Below are 15891 nucleotides of genomic sequence, written 5' to 3' on the forward strand. Positions count from 1 at the left end.
ATCTTCTCAGAGAGGCGCACATCATGTCTGAATCGCTCACCGAGCCGAAGTCGCTGTTCGCATCGATCCGTGTCACGCTCGCCGTGTCCGGCGCGATCGCCCTCATCGCCGGCATCGTCGTGCTGATCTGGCCGCTCAAGACAGCCGTCATCGTCACCGGCATCATTGCCGCCTATCTGATCATCGCCGGAATCGTCTACATCGGTCTGGGCATCTTCTCCGGCAAGAAAGGCGGCTGGGCACGCCTGGGACACATCCTGCTCGGCCTCCTCTACATCGTCGCCGGCATCATCGCCTTCACGAACCTCGCGGCCGCGACCCTCACGCTCGCGGCCGTCACCGCGATCTTCCTCGGCGTCAGCTGGATCTTCGACGGGGTCGTCTCTCTCACGCTTCTGAACAAGGACGGCTCGCGGGCCTGGACGATCATCTACGCGATCCTGAGCGTCGCGGCCGGTGTCATCGTGCTGTTCGCGCCGCTGCTCGCCGCCGCCGCGCTCTGGTTGGTGCTCGGCATCACGCTGGTGGTGCTCGGCGTCGTCCAGATCGTCCGCGCCATCACGCTCGGCCGCAACGAGAAGGTCGTGCTGCCGGAGAGTCCCGCGCCCAGCGACGCCGGTTCTTCCGCTCTCTGACAGCGCGGTCCGATATGAGAAAGGTCCTGCCGGACGGCAGGACCTTTCTCATATCACCGCATCATTCCGCGGCGAAGCCGCCCGTGTCGCCCACGAGGCGCGTGTTGTCGGCCGGTACAGGATCGACGGCTGCCTGCGCGACCTCGGCGGCGAACTCGGAGACGTTGTAGAGACGCCCGGCGTCCTCGCGACGTGCGGAGATCGCGCCGGGGTTGGCCCGCTCGAGCAGCGTCGCCGTGATCGTGCCCTCGATCATGTCGCCCGAGACGACGGTGAAACCAATCCCCTGCTCAGCGAGCGACGGGATGTGCTCGCGAAGCGCGTCCTCGCCTGCGCGCTTGGACAATGCGACCGGCTCGTACTCGGGCATCGTGGGCGTCGTGCGGATGAAGTGCGCCTGATGACTCGTCACGAAGACGACGCGAGAGCCCTCGCCGAGCACCGGGCGCGCGGCGCTCAGCACATTCAGTTGCGCGTCGCGGTTGAGGGTCAGGGCGTAGTCCTCCGCCATGCCCGACTCCATGCCGCCGGAGGCGTTGAGCACGAGAATGTCGAGACGTCCGAACTCCTGCTCGACCTGCTCGAACATCGAGGCGACGGATGCCGGATCGGTCAGATCGGCACCGACGACCAGCGCCCGGACGCCGAGCTCGCGCAGCTGCGAAGCCAGCTTCTCGGCGCGCGGTGCCTTGTTGCGGAAGTTGATCACGACGTCGGCGCCTGCCTCGGCGAAGTAGCGGACGGTGTCCGCTCCGATCCCTCGGGACGAACCGGTGACCAGTGCGACCTTTCCGGCCAGGGAACCCGCGGGCAGAACGTCGGTCACGGTGACTCCTCATACGTGGTGAAGGCCGCGGAGAGCACGGCCAATTCACTTTAGCAACGGGGCGCTGCACGCCGCCGATCGGGCATCGGTGCGTGATAGGTTGACCGGAAAGGAGGGCGCCATGAACGACGCATCCGTCTTCGTCGAGCTGGTCACCGAATGGGCGTGGATCGGCTGGCTGGTGCTCATCGCCGTGTTCCTCGTGATCGAGATGCTGACGCTCGACTTCACCTTCCTCATGCTCGCTCTCGGCAGCGTCGTGGGACTCATCACGGGCCTTGTCGGCCTGCCGCTGTGGGCGCAGCTGATCATCGCCGCCGCCGCGGCGGCGCTGTTCATCCTCTTCATCCGCCCTCCCCTGCTCCGGCGCCTGCATCGCAGCGAGGATCCGACGAAGTCCAACGTCGACGCGCTGATCGGCCTGCGCGGCACCGCCCTCGCCGACATCACCCAGATCACCGGTCAGGTGAAAGTGAGCAACGGCGACACCTGGACGGCGCGCGCCGAGAGCGGCGTGGCGATCCCGCTCGGATCGCCCGTGCTCATCACCGCGATCAACGGCGCGACAGCAGTCGTGCGACCTGCCAACGACTAGACCGCTCTACGACGAGGAGAAACCCGTGAACGACGCTTCGTTCATCCCGACAGCGATCGGCTGGATCCTTGCGATCGCCGTCATCATCTTCGTGGTGGTGACTGTCGCACGATCGATCCGCATCATCCCGCAGGCCACCGCCGGCGTCGTGGAGCGCCTCGGCCGCTACCACAAGACGCTCACGCCCGGTCTGAACATCCTCGTGCCGTTCATCGACCGGCTCCGCCCGCTCATCGACATGCGCGAGCAGGTCGTCTCGTTCCCGCCGCAGCCGGTGATCACCGAGGACAACCTCGTCGTCTCGATCGACACCGTCGTCTACTTCCAGGTCACCGACGCCCGCGCCGCGACCTACGAGATCGCCAACTACCTGGGCGCCGTCGAACAACTGACCACGACCACCCTGCGAAACGTCGTCGGTGGTCTGAACCTCGAAGAGGCCCTGACCAGCCGCGACGAGATCAACGGTCAGCTGCGCGTCGTGCTCGACGAGGCGACCGGCAAGTGGGGAATCCGCGTCGGCCGCGTCGAGCTCAAGGCGATCGACCCGCCCCTGTCGATCCAGGACTCGATGGAGAAGCAGATGCGCGCCGAGCGCGACCGTCGCGCAGCGATCCTCACCGCCGAGGGAACGAAGCAGTCCGCGATCCTCGAGGCCGAGGGTGCGCGGCAGGCCGAGATCCTGCGCGCCGAGGGCGACAAGCAAGCCGCGGTGCTGCGCGCACAGGGTGAGGCAGAGGCGATCCAGAACGTGTTCGCCTCCATCCACCAGGGTGCTCCGGATGACAAGCTGCTCGCGTACCAGTACCTGCAGATGCTGCCCAAGATCGCCGACAGCGAGTCGAGCAAGCTCTGGATCGTGCCGAGCGAGCTCACCGAGGCCCTCAAGGGCATCGGCAGCGCCTTCACGCCGCGTCCCGGCGGCCAGACGCCCCCGACCGGCGCGTGACGCACCCCTACTTCACGAAGGCACGACACCCGCGCATCCTCGCCCACCGCGGTCTTGCCGTGGGCGAGGGCACCGGGCCGATGGTCTGGGAGAACACGGCAGGCGCGTTCGCCGCGGCGCACGCGGCCGGCGCCGAGTACGTCGAGACCGACTGCCAGGTGACGGCCGACGGCGATGTCGTGCTGTTCCACGACGATGACCTTCAGCGTGTCGCCGGCGACCCTCGCCGCGTCGACGAGGTGCGGACGGCGGAGCTCGTCGAGATCTTCGCTCCGCACGGCGGCCTCCTCACGGTCGCGGAGATGCTCGAGGCGTTCCCGGAGACGCGCTTCAACATCGACGTGAAGACGGATGCCGTCGCCGCTCCCCTGGGCCGGATCGTCGCCCCGCATGCGGAGCGGGTGCTGCTGACGAGCTTCTCGGATGACCGGCGGAGGCGTGCGATCGCGTCCGTCCTGGATGCCGGGGCGACGTTGCGGCCCGCGACCTCCGCCGGGCGTTCGAGCATGATGCTCATGCGGCTGCTCACGGCACTGCGGCTCTCACCGGCGCGCGTTCTGCGCGACATCGACGCCCTGCAGATCCCTGAGACCTACGGCCCCGTCCGTGTGCTCACACCGAGCCTACTGCGGGCCGCCCACCGGCACGATGTCGAGGTCCACGTCTGGACGGTGAACGACCCCGACGACATGCAGCGCCTCGTCGCATTCGGCGTCGATGGCATCGTCACCGACCGGGCGGATGTCGCGCTGCGGACCCTGAACTGACCTCCGCTCGGCGAGGGCTGGGATTCGACTGTGAATCCCGCCGTGATCGCTGGAGCGTTGAGCGCGCGCACAGGCGACAGCGGTATACCTGAGGTCGACGAGAGGACCACACAATGGCAGATCGCAGCCTGCGCGGCATCCGACTCGGCGCCCAGAGCCTACAGAGCGAAGAAGGCGTCGTGTTCATGGAACGCCGCGAGACCACCTACAAGTGCGACACCTGCGGCAGCACGACATCGCTGATGTTCGCGGCCGACGCAGAGCCGCCGCAGACCTGGGAGTGCCGCTCCTGCGGCGCCGAGGCCGTGCTCAGCATCGACGGCAAGACCATCACCCCGGACGCCGCCGATGAGAAGACCGCCCGCACGCACTGGGACATGCTGATGGAGCGCCGCACGCGCGCCGAGCTCGAGGAGCTCCTCGAGGAGCGCCTCGCGTTCATCCGCGCACGCCGCGGAGCAGGGGAAGACCCCACCCGAGAAAAGATCGGCGCCTAGCGCCGCCGGGCGCGCCACCACCCGACCAGGAGCGCGCCCAGACCGCCCCAGAGCAGCACCTGCTGCACCCAGGGGCCGAGGATCACACCAGCGGTGAGGCCGGAGCGGAGCTCGACGTTTTCGAGCAGGGCTCCGGCCTCATCTGCGTCCAGGGACGCGATCGTCCGACCGCTCGGGGTGATCATCTGACTCGTCCCGACCGTGGAGATGTTCACGACGCTGCGGCCGGTCTCGATCGCCCTCATCCGGGCGAAGGCGAGCTGCTGCAGATTCTCGTCCGTGCCGCGGAAGTCGGCGTTGTTCGTCTGGAAGACGAGCACCTGCGCGCCGCCGGAGACGCCCTCGGCGATCACCTGGTCGTAGATCACGTCGAAGCAGATCGCGAGCCCGACCGGCACGCCGTCCACGTCCACCAGCGGCGCGTTCGTGCCATGGGAGTACTCGCGGCCGATCAGGCCGATGAGGTCGGGAACGATGGCCATGTAGAAGTCGCGGTCGGGCACGTACTCGCCGAACGGCACGGGGAACCGCTTGTCGTGCGTCTGCTCGGCCGTGCCGTCCTGCTGCCACAGCATGGAGGTGTTGAAGAACTCGTCACCGCGAGCGGTCGCCGCGTTGGCGAGCAGCGGTGCATCGACACGATTGGCGATGAGGGTCATGCGGCGAGCAAGGGACTCGTCCTGGAACGGGTCCCCGCCGAGGCCGCCCTCCGGCCAGACGAGCAGGTCCATGTCCTGGCCGTACAGCGGCTGGGTGGCATCGGTCTGCGCCTGGACCACGGCGTACGGCTCTCGATCGTCGAAGTAGCCCGTCGGGCCGTTCCCCTGCACGGCGCCGATCCGCATGGTTCCCGCATCCGTCGTCGGGAACATCGGTGTCGCGAACAGCACGAGGATGGCGACCGCCGGAACGGCGAGGCGCACAGGGCGCCGCCAGAGCTGTAGTCGCACCGTCTCGATGATCATGGCGACGGCGAACACCATGAGGAAGCTCAGCCCGCTCACGCCGACCCACGACGAAAGCGCGGCGAGCGGGCTCTCGGACTGCGTCATCCCCAGACGCGCCCACGGGAAGCCCGTGTACGGCCACGAGCCGAGCAACAGCTCTCGGAGCACCCACAACGCGCCGACCGCGGCCGGAAGCAGCACCAGGCGACCTGCGGTTCCGGGGAACGCCCGGGGCAACCACCGGTATGCGAGGGCGATGAGTGTGACGGCCACGGCTGTCAGCGCTGCTTCGAGCGACGCCAGCGCAGCCCACGGGATCGGCCCGAGGTAGCGCGAGGTCCACGACACGAGGAGGAAGAAGAACACGGCGCCGTAGACGAGTCCCACCAGCGCGGAAGCCCAGAAACGCCGTCCGATCAGTGCCAGCAGCAGCAGGCCTACGGCGGGGAACGCGAGTATCCAGGCCCCGACCGAGGGATACGCGAGGTCCATGAGCCAGCCGGCGAGGGCCGCGACCGGGACGGCCGCCCACAGCGGCAGCAGGGCGCGCCGTCGTACGGGCTCAGCGGAAGAGGTCGATGGCATCCGCACCGGCCTCACATCGAGGAGTACGCGACGATGCCGCGGCGCACGCCGTCGAGGGCCTGCCGCGCCGTGCGCGCGATGCCGAGATCCTCGGCGACGATGGAGAGCTGATCGAGCAGGTCGATGGTCTGCTTCGCCCAGCGGACGAAGTCTCCAGCGGCCATGTCGGCGTCGACGAGGACGCGATCGAGCTGAGCACCGCGTGCCCAGGAGTGCATCGCACCGGCGAGGCCCGTCGCGAGCGGCTCGCTGCCCGGCAGGCTGTGCGCCTGCTCGAGGTCGTCGAGCTCCGACCACAGCTCAGCGGTCTTCTCATAGGCGCTGCGGAACGCTCCGCGCGGCAGCCCGCGCTCCCCCGCCCCGGCCTCGTCGCGTCGGGGTTCGTACACCAGGCAGCACGCCATGGCGGCGAGCGAGGGCGCGTCCAGCCCCTTCCACAGCCCCTGACGCAGCGACTCGGCCACCAGCAGGTCTCGTTCGCCGTAGATGCGGCGCATGGTGCGACCGGCATCCGTCAGGGCCGTGTCGTCGCCGTCACCCGTGACGTAGTCGAGAGCGGCGAGCACCTCGACCACCCGGTCGAAGACGCGCGCGACGGTTCCGGTGCGGTTCTCGATCTGACGCCGCGTCCGATCGGTCTGCCGCTTGAGCTTCCAATAACGCTCCGCCCAGCGGGCGTGCGCCTCGCGGTCTGGGCAGCGGTGGCATCCGTGCCGCTGCATCCTCGTGCGCAGCGACTGGATCTTCTTCAGGCGCTTGTCGCGCGCGGCGCGCGGTCCGTGCGCGTCCTGCTTGTTCTTCTTCTCGAGGTCGCTCAGCTCGCGACGGATCCCGGCGTAATCGAGGAAGTCTCCGTGCTCGCACGTCATCGCCTTCAGGTAGCCCTCGAGCGAGGCCTCGGCCGCTCGCACCTCACGGGCGAGGCCGACGACCGCGCGATCGGCCTGGAACTGAGCGAACGACGACTCGAGGATCTGCCTGGCGCGGGGGCGGCCGAACATGTCGATGAGGTTCACGGCCATGTTGTACGTCGGCCGGAAGCTGGAGTTCAGCGGGTAGGTGCGGCGCGAGGCGAGGGCTGCGACAGCCTGCGGGTCCATGCCCTCGGTCCACTGCACGACCGCGTGGCCTTCCACGTCGATCCCGCGGCGCCCTGCGCGGCCGGTCAGCTGGGTGTACTCCCCCGACGTGATGGCGACCCGCGACTCGCCGTTGAACTTCTCCAGCTTCTCGAGGACGACCGTTCGCGCGGGCATGTTGATGCCCAGCGCCAGGGTCTCCGTCGCGAAGACGACCTTGACGAGTTTGCGCCGGAACAGCTCTTCGACGACCTCCTTGAACGCCGGCAGGAGACCTGCGTGGTGTGATGCCACACCGCGCTCGAGATTGTCGAGCCATTCGAAGTAGCCGAGGACGCCCAGATCCTCATCCTGCAGCGTGCGTGTGCTCTCCTGGACGAACTCGCGGATCTCGCGGCGCTCCTCGGGCGTGGTCAGCCGGATGCCGGACCTCCGCACCTGCTGCACGGCGGCGTCGCAGCCCACGCGGCTGAAGATGAAGAAGATCGCCGGAAGCAGATTCGTGCGCTCGAGGAGCTGGATGACGTCGGGACGGTCGATCCGTTCGACCCGCTGCGCGTTCGTCGATCGCACGGGTCCGCGGCCCCCGCGCGGCCGCCGCTGCGCCTGACGCCCGGCGTGCCGCGCGCTGCTGTACGACTGGGCCCGCCGGTTGCCCTCGTACCGCGAACCGGTGAACGAGCGGATGCGCATGAGCTCCTGGTTCACCGTGGCCGTCGCGACGCCGGCGCGGTCGTCGAACAGCGGCAGCAGGTCGCCGCGGACCAGCACGTGCTGCTCGAGCGGCACGGGGCGGGTCTCTGAGACGATCACCTCCGTGTCGCCGCGGACGGTGTCGAGCCAGTCGCCGAACTCCTCGGCGTTCGACACCGTCGCGCTCAGTGACACGAGCCGGACCGACGAGGGCAGGTGGATGATCACCTCTTCCCACACGGCGCCCCGGAAGCGGTCGGCGAGGTAGTGCACCTCGTCCATCACGACGAAGCGCAGGCTGCCCAGCGCCGCCGAGTCCGCGTAGATCATGTTGCGCAGCACCTCGGTCGTCATCACGACGATCCGCGCGTTGCCGTTGATGTTCGTGTCGCCGGTGAGTAGCCCGACGTTCTCGGCGCCGTAGACGTCGACGAGCTCGCGGAACTTCTGGTTCGAGAGCGCCTTCATCGGCGTCGTGTAGAAGGCCTTGTCGTTCGGCGTCTGCATCGCGAGGTGGATCGCGAACTCGCCGACGATCGTCTTGCCCGCCCCTGTCGGGGCCGCGACGAGGACGCTGTTGCCCCGCTCGAGCGCATGGCAGCCTTCGACCTGGAACGGATCGAGATCGAACTTCTGGCGCGCCGCGAACGCGGCTGTCTGCGGGTGGGCTGCGGCGTCGCGTGCGGCCGCGTAGCGTTCGGCGGAGAGCTCATGCGTCCGTTTCTGGGAGGAGGCCGTCGGCCTTCATCTGTTTCTTCCTCCGTCTGTCGAAGATCATCGACAGCGCAGCAGCGGCGAAGAAGAGCACCACGAGGATCCCGGCGAGCAGCAGCATGCTCACGACATCGGCAGCCGGCGTCGCCAGTGCGGCGAAAACGGTTGCGATGAGAACCGCCACCCGCCAGCCCTTGATGATGTCTCGGCCGCTGATGATGCCGGCGACGTTCAACGCGACGAGGAAGACCGGGAGGACGAACGAGACGCCGAGCACGAGCATGAGCTTGAGGATGAAGTCGAAGTAGAGCTTGCCCTCGTACAGGTTGTTCGCGCCCTCCGGCGTGAAGTTCGCCATGAGTTCGATGACGTGCGGGACGACGAGAGAGCCCACGTAGCACCCTGCGAAGAACAGTGGGATCGCAGCCGCGACGAAACCGATCGTGTACTTGATCTCCTTGCGGGTCATACCAGGCATGATGTACGCCCAGATCTGCCACAACCAGATCGGTGCGGCGAGGAAGATTCCGATGGAGAACGCCATGCGCATGCGCAGATCGAACGGTGCCGTCACAGAGGAGAACGTGAGTCCCACGACGACTTCTGGGTGCTCCTGGGCGATCCGATCGACCGGTGCTGTGATGAACTGGATGATCGGATCCGTCACGAAGAACGCGATAATCATCGCGACGATGAGCGCCGCTGCGCAGATCATCAGCCGTCGACGCAACTCCACGAGGTGCGCGCCGAGCGACATCCGGCGTTCATTGCGTGGTCTGTCACTCGCGGCCGACTTCTTGTCGATCGCGGTCACCGTCGTCAGCTGGTCGGGTTGTTGGGAGCGCTGCCGTCGTTCCGGTGCGCGGTGCTGCTGTCAGTGTGCGTGTCGGCGACGGTGGAATCTGCGGCCGGCTGAGCCACGGAGTCCTCTTCCTTCATCGCCTTCATCTCGCCGCGGAACACGCGGGCCGACTGACCCATGCTCTTCGCAAGCGCAGGAAGTTTCGCAGCCCCGAACAGCAGCAGGATGACGAGGACGAGGACGAGCAGGTGCCAGCCCGTGAGGTTGCCGAGCATACCGTTCTCCTAAGATCGGGGTTTCGTCCAGTCTACCTGCGTCACTCGGGTCGGCGCCGTCAGTACAGGGCGAGTCCGGCCGCGGCCCATTCCCGCGTCGCGGTGCGCGCGATCTCGGGTTCGACGACATCGAGCTGACCGCCGAAGCGCGCGGCGACCCGCTTGATGGCGCGCGGATCGGACAGACGGATGCGGACGATCACGTCGTCGCCGTCCTCTGTCGCGTTGTCCGCGCGGACGTAGTCGCCCAGCAGCGGCACGAGGCGCCCGGGGATGCGCACCGTGACCTCGGATTCGGCATCGCCGGTCCCGAAGCCGTCCGGCACCGGCGTGTCGGCGTGCGTGATCGGGATGTCGGTCAGCGCGGGCTCGCTGACCCGGTCGAGGTGGAACGTGCGCATGGCCTTGCGCAGGTGGCACCAGCCCTGCAGGTACCACTGGCCGTCGGTGATGAGCACCTGGATCGGGTCGACCGTGCGCGTCGTGGGCGCGGCATCCGGCGCCTGATAGCGGAACGAGACCGCGACGCCCTGCTTCAGCGCCGACGCGACCGCGTCGCGCACCTCGTCAACCGCGCCCGGGGCGATGACGACCTCGGCAGGAGCGTTCGCCGCGGCGCGCGCGAGCTTCGCGAGCAGGCCCGCGACCAGGCCGGAGTCGGAGACGGCGGGAACCGCCGCGACCATCTGGAGCCCTGCGAGCAGCGCCGCCGCCTCGCGTGCGGTGAAGCGGGGCACACGGCGGAGCCCGACGTCGTTCGTGATCTCGATGACGTCCTCGTCGTCGAGAAGATCCCAGTTGATGTCGAACAGCTCGTGCGGCTGCTGCCAATAGCCGCTGTCGCCGGGCAGTCCGATGACGGTGAGCTTCTCGATCATGCCGCGCATGTCCGTCGTGGACACCGCGAACTCGCGGGCCGCCTCCTCGAGCGAGACCTGTCCGCGCTCGAGCAGATACGGCACGAGCGTCAGGTACGCGCGCACGCGATCCGCTGCGAGCAGGGGCTTGGGCTTGTCCGCCATCACTCCCCCTCTCCTGCATGGGCGGCGACGATCGCCGTCAGCCGTTCGACCACCGCGTCGCGCAGCTGCGGCGGATCGACCACCCTGACCTCGGGACCGTACGACGCGAGCTCGTCGGCGAGGATGTGCACGTCGACGTAGGGGATGCTGAACCCCTGTGTCGCCGGGGTCGCCCGTCGCCCCAGCCGCAGCGCCGCCTCGGTGCCCGGTGTGATCTCCAGTAGCGCTGAATGACGCGCGGCGACATCTTCGAGGCCTGCGAGGGCGCGCTCGCCCGCGCCGTCGCGCAACGCAGGGTCGAAGCTCTTGCGCGTCGAGGACACCTCGCCGACGATCCGGCTGAGGAGGAACGTGCGCTCTCCATCGGCATCCTGGTCGATGCCGTACACGTGCCAGCGGGCCTCGAAATCGAGCAGGGCGAGCGGCGCGACGGTCCGCCTGCGCGAAGCGCTCTCCCGGGCTTGAGATACTCGAAAGCGACGATCCGGCATTCCTCGATCGCCGTCTGCAACGGGGCGAAGCTGCTCCCCGGGTGGTGATCCGCGGGGCGAACCCGATGATCGGTTCATCGCCGTCGATCCCCAGTGCGCGGATCTTGCGGACGCCGGCCTGCGCGTCTGCCGAGGCGGATTCCGCGCTCCACACGCTTCCGGCCAGCTGCAGCACGGCGAGCTCGGCAGCGCTGAACGAGATGTCCGCCGGCAGGTCGTATTCGGCCTTCGGGATGCGGTACCGCGCTTCGCGCAGGTCGTTCGGGTCGCTCGAGTCGCCGATCGTCTCGATCGGAACGCCGAGCGTGCGCAACTCGTCCTTGTCGCGCTCGAACATCTTCTCGAGGGCGTCGGTCCTCGTGCCGGTCTCGGCGCGCTGACGATAGCCCGACACGCTGTCGAGAATCTGCTGCTTGGTCAGCCCGATCTCCGTGGCCATGAGCGCCACGACGAGATTCGTCTGACGCTCTTCGGGCGGGATCCGGGCGGCCATCACTGCGCCGAGGCGGGAGGATCGATGCCGAGGATGTCGACGACGAAGACGAGCGTCGCGTTCGCGGGCACCGAACCGCCGCCCTCCTCACCGTAGCCGAGCTCTGCCGGGATCACGAGGAGCACCTGCGAACCGACGGTCTGGCCCGTGAGCCCCTGGGTGAAGCCGGGGATGACACCCGCCAGGTCGAACGTGGCGGCCGTGCCCCGGTCCCAGGACGAGTCGAACACGGTGCGCTCGTCCCACAGGACTCCGGTGTAGTTGACGAGGATGCTGTCGTCCTCGGCGACCTTCTGCCCGTCGCCCTTGATGAGGGTCTGGACAGTGAGATCGGTCGGCGCCGCGCTGTCGGGGACGATGACCCCGGGACGCCCGTCGGCGGCACGGACCACGGTCGGCATGCCGGCTGCATCGTTGTACTGCAGCGAGCCCTCGGCGCGGCTGGGGAACACCTTCACGACATCGAACACCGCGACGACGGGCTCGTCGGCGTCAAGGCCGAAGCCCTGGAGGTTGGCCGCGCCGAAGTCATCCGGGGTGACGACGGAGAGCACGCGGGTGCCCTCGGTCGCGCATTCGAGAGCCGCGCCGAATGCGGGCACGATCTGCTCCCAGTATCCGACGCTGGCCAGGCTCGCCTGCTCGTCGTCGTACGCGGTGCCGGCGATCGGCTCACCGGTCTTGCCGGAGAACAGCGAGAACTCGAACACCGCGCTCTGGCTGGGGCTCGTCAGTGCGCGCCCGTCGCCGACCACCACGTCGCCGAACGTGCTGGACTCGCCGCCCACCGGCGTGAACAGCTCCACATCCGGCTTCGTGCCGATCTCGCCCGAGATGTTCGCGAGATCCTCGACGCCGCTGCTCGCGGTAGCCCGGTCGCAGCTCGCACCCTGATAGGCGGGCCCGGCGGCGCATCCCGTCAGAGCGATGACGGCGAGGGCGAGTGTGGCCAGAGCGGCTGAGGTTTTACGCACGCGCTCCAGTCTATTGCGCAGACCCGTCTCCGTCGCGCGACGCGGCGGCCCGGCGTGCTCCCTCGGCGGCCTTGGCCGCTTCCCGGGCGCGTTTGCGCAGATTCTTGTCGGTGATGTCGCGGTCACCGACCGCCCCCGGCGTCCACAGCTCGACGTCCTCGTCGCCGTAGCTGGACTTCGATGCTCGGCGCTTGACCTCCGGCGCGATCGTCCCCGGTGCGAGGCGTCGCGCCGTGAGGAGGAATCCGGTGTGGGCGACCATCCGGTGGTCGGGGCGCACGGCGAGGCCCTCCACGTGCCAGCCGCGCACCATGGTCTCCGAGGCGTCGGGATCCGTGAAGCATCCGGTGCCGCGGATGTACTCCGCGACCCGCGAGAGCTGCGTCGCCGTGGCGACGTAGCAGAGCACCACTCCCCCTGGCGTCAGAGCATCGGCGACGACATCCATGACCTCCCAAGGCGCGAGCATGTCGAGCACGACGCGATCGACGCTCCCGGCCGGAAGGGCATCGGGCAGGGCGGCCTGCAGGTCGCCGACGACGACGTCCCAGGTGTCCGGGGTGGCACCGAAGAACGTCTCGACGTTCGACCGTGCGACATCGGCGAAGTCGTCTCGTCGCTCGAACGACACCAGACGCCCGGACGGGCCGATCGCCCGGAGCAGCGACAGCGACAGCGCACCGGAACCGACCCCGGCCTCGACGACCGTCGCCCCGGGGAAGATGTCGGCCTGCATGACGATCTGCGCGGCATCCTTCGGGTACACGATCGCAGCTCCCCGCGGCATCGACATCGCGAAGTCGCGCAGCAGCGGCCGCAGAGCCAGGTACTCGTGACCCGAGCTGTTGGTCACCACGGATCCGTCGGGCAGGCCGATCAAGTCGCGGTGGAAGAGCACGCCGTGGTGCGTGTGCATCTCGCCGCCGGCAGTGAGCGTGATCGTGTGCAGCCGGTTCTTGGGCCCGGTCAGCTGGACCCGGTCCCCTTCGCGGAACGGACCGCTGGGGCGCGACGCGGCGGTCATCCGCGCACCCCCGCGCTCGTGACCGTGGAGTGCAGATCGATCAGGTCGGACGCCGTGCGCCCCTCGAGCGTCGGCCACAGCGCGTGGGCGCCGAGCCCGTCGAGCGGGACGATGTGCGGCACGCCGAGGGTGACGGCACCGGAAGCGAGCCCTGCGCGCAGCCCGGTCGGGGAGTCCTCGATCACGAGCGCCTCGGCAATGTCGATGTCGAGGAGCCGCGCCGCCTTCAGATACGGCTCGGGGTGCGGTTTGGGGAGGTCGACCTCGTCGCCGGGAACGACGACGTCGAAGGCGGGGAAGCCGATGAGGTCGACGACGCTGCGAGCCATCCGGCCGAGGGACATCGTGACGAGCGCAGAAGGGATGCCGGCGTCCTGGAGATCGCGGAGCAGTTCCCGCGCTCCCGGCCGGAACGGCACGCCGCGCGTCTCGAGAAGCCGGCGTACAGCATCCGTGAGGTGGTCGACGATGGCGTCGCCTGCCATGTCGACGCCCGCGGCTCGAAGGATCTCCGCACTCTCGTTCAGCCCGCTGCCGACGAGCTGCAGCGCCTGCTCGTGCGACCACGTTCCGCCGAACGACTCGACCAGTGCGGTCTCCGACGCCATCCAGTACGGCTCGGTGTCGACCAGCGTTCCATCCATGTCCCAGAGGACTGCCTGCGGCTTCTGACTCACCCGACCATGCTATCCGGGGGATCCTTCGCGGCTGTCCGGCAGGGTGCACCGCCGGGAGCGCCGGGGGCGGGCTAGCCTGGAGGGATAACCGCATTCCGTCGTCGAAGGGAGAGACCGGATGGATGCACTCGGAGACCGCATCGTCGTGGTGGCCTTCGACGGCTGGAACGACGCCGGCGAGGCCGCCAGCGGCGCCGTCGAGGCCCTACGCGAGAGCGGCGACTACGAGCTCGTCCACTCCGTCGACCCCGAGCTCTACTTCGACTACCAGTACACCCGGCCGTCATCGAAGATGGATGCCACGGGCAGGCGCGAACTGCGCTGGCCGGAGGCGGCGCTCTGGCGCCCGCGCGGGGAACCTGTCGCCGGCGCACCGGAGTTCTGGCTGCTGACCGGCGTCGAACCCGCCCGTACCTGGCAGGCGTTCGCGAACGAGTTCATCGACATCGCGCTTCGCGACGACGTCACGGGCTTCATCCTCCTCGGCGCCATGCTCTCGGACGTGCCGCACACCAGGCCGATCTCGATCTTCGCCGCGAGCTCCAACGAGCAGGTGCGCGAGTCGCTGGGCCTCGAGCGATCGCTGTACGAGGGCCCGGTCGGCATCCTCAGCGTGATCGAGCACTTCGCCGAGGGCGCCGGCATCCCGAGCGCCACCCTGTGGGCGAGTGTGCCGCACTACGTCGCGTCGGCCGCGCCGTCGCCCAAGGCGACGCTGGCGCTGCTCGACCGGCTCGAGGAGCTCACCGGCGTCGACATGCCGCGCGAGGGCCTTCGGACGGATGCCGCGACCTGGGAGGCCTCGATCGACGCCGCTGCGGCGGACGACGAGGAGATGACCGAGTACATCCACCAGCTCGAGCGCACGCGCGACACGTGGGATTCGCCCGAGGCGTCGGGCGACGCGATCGCCCAGGCGTTCGAGCGCTACCTCCGCCGCCGCGACGACGGCCCCGGCGACCGCAAGAAGTAGCCTCCCGCATCGACAGGCTCAGCCGGCGATCACGCCGGTGCTGAGCAGCACGAGCAGCGTGACACCGAGCAGGATCCGGTAGATCACGAACGGCAGGAAGCTCCGCTTCGAGATCCAGTTCATGAAGAACGCGATCACGCCCAGCGCCACGACGAACGCGATGCCGGTCGCGGCGATCGTCTCGCCCATCGTGAAGTACTGATCGGGCGCGTCCCAGCTCTTGAACACCTGGTAGAAGCCGCTGCCGAACACCGCGGGGATCGCGAGCAGGAACGCGTAGCGCGCCGCCGCAGCCCGCTCGTACCCGAGGAACAGCCCCATCGTGATGGTTCCACCCGAGCGCGAGACGCCGGGGATCAGCGCGAGGGCCTGGGCGAAGCCGTACAGGATGCCGTGCGGGTAGGTGATCTGGTCGAGGCGGCGTCGCTTGGCGCCGACGTGGTCGGCGATGCCGAGAAGGATGCCGAAGGCGATGAGCATGATCGCCACGATCCACATCGACCGCAGAACCGTCTCGATCTGGTCCTGGAACAGGAGCCCGAGGAGCACGATCGGAATGCTGCCGATGATGATCAGCCAGCCCATGCGGGCGTCAGGATCGTTGCGCGGCAGTTTGCCGACCAGCGACCGGAACCAGTGCCCGATGATGCGGACGATGTCGCGCCAGAAGAAGACGACGACGGCGGCCTCCGTGCCGATCTGGGTGATCGCGGTGAACGCCGCTCCCGGATCCTCGCCGGAGCCGGTGAAGGTCCCGACGATGCGCAGGTGGGCGCTGGATGAGATGGGGAGGAACTCGGTGAGTCCCTGGACGATGCCGAGGAACAGCGCTTCGAGCAGATGCATGCGTTGGCCTTCTGGTGTTGCGGGGTG

15 protein-coding genes and 2 pseudogenes are annotated in these 15891 nt (G+C 68.5%); 6 read left to right on the forward strand and 11 right to left on the reverse strand.

What is annotated here, in order from left to right:
• Nucleotides 1–23 precede the first annotated feature (23 nt).
• The gene (locus tag HWX58_RS07135; RefSeq protein WP_175986334.1) at nt 24–635 is read left to right on the forward strand and encodes an HdeD family acid-resistance protein; all 612 of its coding nucleotides are present in this window, start codon (nt 24–26) and stop codon (nt 633–635) included.
• A gap of 61 nt (nt 636–696) precedes the next feature.
• Here the strand turns inward: HWX58_RS07135 and HWX58_RS07140 are convergent, their stop codons facing one another.
• A complete protein-coding gene (locus tag HWX58_RS07140) occupies nt 697–1461 on the reverse strand; it encodes an SDR family oxidoreductase (protein WP_175986337.1) in 765 nt (254 codons plus the stop codon).
• Nucleotides 1462–1582: 121 nt separating this feature from the next.
• Here HWX58_RS07140 and HWX58_RS07145 point away from each other — a divergent pair, with 121 nt between their 5' ends.
• The 4 genes from HWX58_RS07145 (at nt 1583) to HWX58_RS07160 (ending at nt 4269) form a co-directional block, all read left to right on the forward strand.
• A complete protein-coding gene (locus HWX58_RS07145; protein ID WP_175986340.1) occupies nt 1583–2056 on the forward strand; it encodes an NfeD family protein in 474 nt (157 codons plus the stop codon).
• 25 nt (nt 2057–2081) lie between these two features.
• Complete coding sequence (locus tag HWX58_RS07150) at nt 2082–3005, forward strand: SPFH domain-containing protein (protein WP_175986343.1); 924 nt, start codon at nt 2082–2084, stop codon at nt 3003–3005.
• The gene (locus HWX58_RS07155; protein WP_175986345.1) at nt 3002–3772 is read left to right on the forward strand and encodes a glycerophosphodiester phosphodiesterase family protein; all 771 of its coding nucleotides are present in this window, start codon (nt 3002–3004) and stop codon (nt 3770–3772) included. The genes HWX58_RS07150 and HWX58_RS07155 overlap by 4 nt, the downstream gene beginning before the upstream one ends.
• A gap of 113 nt (nt 3773–3885) precedes the next feature.
• Nucleotides 3886–4269 carry an RNA polymerase-binding protein RbpA gene (locus tag HWX58_RS07160; protein ID WP_175986347.1) on the forward strand — a complete coding sequence of 128 codons (384 nt, stop codon included), beginning with the start codon at nt 3886–3888 and terminating at the stop codon, nt 4267–4269.
• Here HWX58_RS07160 and lnt read toward each other — a convergent pair.
• The 9 genes and pseudogenes from lnt to HWX58_RS07205 form a co-directional block, all read right to left on the reverse strand.
• Nucleotides 4266–5801 (reverse strand): apolipoprotein N-acyltransferase, encoded by a 1536-nt coding sequence (gene lnt, locus HWX58_RS07165; protein WP_175986350.1) that lies wholly within the window; start codon nt 5799–5801, stop codon nt 4266–4268. The genes HWX58_RS07160 and lnt overlap by 4 nt on opposite strands.
• A gap of 11 nt (nt 5802–5812) precedes the next feature.
• A pseudogene (locus HWX58_RS07170) lies at nt 5813–8275 on the reverse strand (DEAD/DEAH box helicase); the annotation flags it as partial.
• A gap of 7 nt (nt 8276–8282) precedes the next feature.
• A complete protein-coding gene (gene tatC / locus HWX58_RS07175; RefSeq protein WP_175986627.1) occupies nt 8283–9044 on the reverse strand; it encodes a twin-arginine translocase subunit TatC in 762 nt (253 codons plus the stop codon).
• Nucleotides 9045–9106: 62 nt separating this feature from the next.
• Nucleotides 9107–9364: a Sec-independent protein translocase subunit TatA gene (gene tatA, locus HWX58_RS07180; RefSeq protein ID WP_175986353.1), complete on the reverse strand. Its 258-nt coding sequence runs from the start codon at nt 9362–9364 to the stop codon at nt 9107–9109.
• A 59-nt stretch (nt 9365–9423) separates the two neighbouring features.
• Nucleotides 9424–10386: a helix-turn-helix transcriptional regulator gene (locus tag HWX58_RS07185; RefSeq protein ID WP_175986356.1), complete on the reverse strand. Its 963-nt coding sequence runs from the start codon at nt 10384–10386 to the stop codon at nt 9424–9426.
• Nucleotides 10386–11370, reverse strand: a pseudogene (locus tag HWX58_RS07190) (helix-turn-helix transcriptional regulator). Before HWX58_RS07190 ends, HWX58_RS07185 begins: the two are co-directional and overlap by 1 nt.
• A complete protein-coding gene (locus HWX58_RS07195) occupies nt 11370–12344 on the reverse strand; it encodes an FKBP-type peptidyl-prolyl cis-trans isomerase (protein ID WP_175986358.1) in 975 nt (324 codons plus the stop codon). The pseudogene HWX58_RS07190 and the gene HWX58_RS07195 overlap by 1 nt, the downstream one beginning before the upstream one ends.
• Before the next feature lie 10 nt (nt 12345–12354).
• Complete coding sequence (locus tag HWX58_RS07200) at nt 12355–13368, reverse strand: tRNA (adenine-N1)-methyltransferase (protein WP_175986361.1); 1014 nt, start codon at nt 13366–13368, stop codon at nt 12355–12357.
• Entirely contained in the window at nt 13365–14045 is a 681-nt protein-coding gene (locus HWX58_RS07205) for an HAD family hydrolase (RefSeq protein WP_284690601.1), read from the reverse strand. Before HWX58_RS07205 ends, HWX58_RS07200 begins: the two co-directional genes overlap by 4 nt.
• Before the next feature lie 118 nt (nt 14046–14163).
• On the opposite strand from HWX58_RS07205, the gene HWX58_RS07210 reads away from it, so the two are divergent.
• A complete protein-coding gene (locus tag HWX58_RS07210) occupies nt 14164–15018 on the forward strand; it encodes a PAC2 family protein (RefSeq protein WP_175986363.1) in 855 nt (284 codons plus the stop codon).
• A gap of 18 nt (nt 15019–15036) precedes the next feature.
• Here HWX58_RS07210 and HWX58_RS07215 read toward each other — a convergent pair whose 3' ends face one another.
• Nucleotides 15037–15864, reverse strand: a complete 828-nt coding sequence (locus HWX58_RS07215; RefSeq protein ID WP_175986366.1) for an undecaprenyl-diphosphate phosphatase — start codon at nt 15862–15864, stop codon at nt 15037–15039.
• Nucleotides 15865–15891: the final 27 nt, after the last annotated feature.

Origin of the sequence: Microbacterium tenebrionis (assembly GCF_903645325.1) — a bacterium.
GTDB lineage: Bacteria > Actinomycetota > Actinomycetes > Actinomycetales > Microbacteriaceae > Microbacterium > Microbacterium tenebrionis.

Excerpts from the sequence above, each read along its gene's own strand:
- HWX58_RS07135 (WP_175986334.1), top strand. The coding sequence starts at position 24 with ATGTCTGAATCGCTCACCGAGCCGAAGTCGCTGTTCGCATCGATCCGT.
- HWX58_RS07145 (WP_175986340.1), top strand. The coding sequence starts at position 1,583 with ATGAACGACGCATCCGTCTTCGTCGAGCTGGTCACCGAATGGGCGTGG.
- HWX58_RS07160 (WP_175986347.1), top strand. The coding sequence starts at position 3,886 with ATGGCAGATCGCAGCCTGCGCGGCATCCGACTCGGCGCCCAGAGCCTA.
- lnt (WP_175986350.1), bottom strand. The coding sequence starts at position 5,801 with ATGCCATCGACCTCTTCCGCTGAGCCCGTACGACGGCGCGCCCTGCTG.
- tatC (WP_175986627.1), bottom strand. The coding sequence starts at position 9,044 with ATGTCGCTCGGCGCGCACCTCGTGGAGTTGCGTCGACGGCTGATGATC.
- tatA (WP_175986353.1), bottom strand. The coding sequence starts at position 9,364 with ATGCTCGGCAACCTCACGGGCTGGCACCTGCTCGTCCTCGTCCTCGTC.
- HWX58_RS07185 (WP_175986356.1), bottom strand. The coding sequence starts at position 10,386 with ATGGCGGACAAGCCCAAGCCCCTGCTCGCAGCGGATCGCGTGCGCGCG.
- HWX58_RS07200 (WP_175986361.1), bottom strand. The coding sequence starts at position 13,368 with ATGACCGCCGCGTCGCGCCCCAGCGGTCCGTTCCGCGAAGGGGACCGG.
- HWX58_RS07210 (WP_175986363.1), top strand. The coding sequence starts at position 14,164 with ATGGATGCACTCGGAGACCGCATCGTCGTGGTGGCCTTCGACGGCTGG.
- HWX58_RS07215 (WP_175986366.1), bottom strand. The coding sequence starts at position 15,864 with ATGCATCTGCTCGAAGCGCTGTTCCTCGGCATCGTCCAGGGACTCACC.